Origin of the sequence: Companilactobacillus suantsaicola (assembly GCF_004745525.1) — a bacterium.
GTDB lineage: Bacteria > Bacillota > Bacilli > Lactobacillales > Lactobacillaceae > Companilactobacillus > Companilactobacillus suantsaicola.
Map to the genome: position 1 here is coordinate 1 of NZ_RKLY01000061.1, position 2,026 is coordinate 2,026.

Genomic DNA, 2,026 nt, shown 5'->3' on the forward strand with positions numbered 1-2,026 from the left:
ACCACCGGATCACTAAGTCCGACTTTCGTCCCTGCTCGACTTGTCAGTCTCGCAGTCAAGCTCGCTTATGCCTTTACATTCTACGAATGATTTCCAACCATTCTGAGCGAACCTTTGAGCGCCTCCGTTACATTTTAGGAGGCGACCGCCCCAGTCAAACTGCCCACCAGACACTGTCCCTCATCGCGATAAACGATGTAGGTTAGAGTTTTCATATAACAAGGGTAGTATCCCACCAATGCCTCCATCGAAACTAGCGTTCCGATATCAACGGCTCCTACCTATCCTGTACATGTCACACAAAAACTCAATATCAAGCTACAGTAAAGCTCCATGGGGTCTTTCCGTCCTGTCGCGGGTAACCCGCATCTTCACGGGTATTATAATTTCACCGAGTCTCTCGTTGAGACAGTGCCCAAATCATTACGCCTTTCGTGCGGGTCGGAACTTACCCGACAAGGAATTTCGCTACCTTAGGACCGTTATAGTTACGGCCGCCGTTTACTGGGGCTTCAATTCTCAGCTTCGCAAAAGCTAACTGATCCTCTTAACCTTCCAGCACCGGGCAGGCGTCAGCCCATATACGTCATCTTACGATTTAGCATAGACCTGTGTTTTTGATAAACAGTTGTTTGGGCCTATTCACTGCGGCTGGCTGTTACACCAGCACCCCTTCTCCCGAAGTTACGGGGTCATTTTGCCGAGTTCCTTAACGAGAGTTCACTCGCTGACCTTAGGATACTCTCCTCGACTACCTGTGTCGGTTTGCGGTACGGGTAGTTTATTTCTAACTAGGAACTTTTCTTGGCAGTGTGAGTTACTGTGCTTCGCTACTAAAATTTCACTCCCCATCACAGCTTATCGTTAAAGAGTTAAGCATTTGACTCAACTCAAGACTAACTGCTTGGACACGCATATCCATCAGCGTGCACACATCATCCTCCTGCGTCCTTCCATCGTTCAAACAAAATAAACTAGTACAGGAATATCAACCTGTTATCCATCGATTACACCTTTCGGTCTCATCTTAGGCCCCGACTAACCCTGGGAGGACGAGCCTTCCCCAGGAAACCTTAGTCTTGCGGCCGACCAGATTCTCACTGGTCTTTCGTTACTCATACCGGCATTCTCACTTCTAAGAACTCCACTGCTCCTCACGGTACAGCTTCAATGCTCTTACAACGCTCTCCTACCACGCATCTTACGATGCATCCACAGTTTCGGTATCATGCTTAGCCCCGGTACATTTTCGGCGCAGAATCACTCGACTAGTGAGCTATTACGCACTCTTTGAATGAATGGCTGCTTCTAAGCCAACATCCTAGTTGTCTATGCGTTTCCACATCCTTTTCCACTTAGCATGAATTTTGGGACCTTAACTGGTGATCTGGGCTGTTTCCCTTTCGACGGTGGATCTTATCACTCATCGTCTGACTCCCGGGTATAGATCAATGGTATTCGGAGTTTATCTGAATTCAGTAACCCAAGACGGGCCCCTAGTCCAAACAGTGCTCTACCTCCACGATCCTAATCCCCGAGGCTAACCCTAAAGCTATTTCGGAGAGAACCAGCTATCTCCAAGTTCGTTTGGAATTTCACCGCTACCCACAACTCATCTCAGCATTTTTCAACATACACGAGTTCGGTCCTCCAATGCGTTTTACCACATCTTCAACCTGGTCATGGGTAGGTCACTTGGTTTCGGGTCTACATCAACATACTAGGGCGCCCTATTCAGACTCGCTTTCGCTACGGCTCCGACTTTTCATCTTAACCTTGCATGTTAACGTAACTCGCCGGTTCATTCTACAAAAGGCACGCCATCACCCATTAACGGGCTCTGACTACTTGTAGGCACACGGTTTCAGGATCTATTTCACTCCCCTTCCGGGGTACTTTTCACCTTTCCCTCACGGTACTGGTTCACTATCGGTCACTAGGGAGTATTTAGCCTTGGGAGATGGTCCTCCCGGATTCCGACGGAGTTTCTCGTGTTCCGCCGTACTCAGGATACTGAATGGAGTGG

Annotated in this window: 1 rRNA gene; it reads right to left on the bottom strand. The window is 48.5% G+C overall.

Annotated features, from left to right (window positions below):
• Positions 1 to 2,026 (bottom strand): 23S ribosomal RNA (locus tag EGT49_RS12330); the annotation flags it as partial.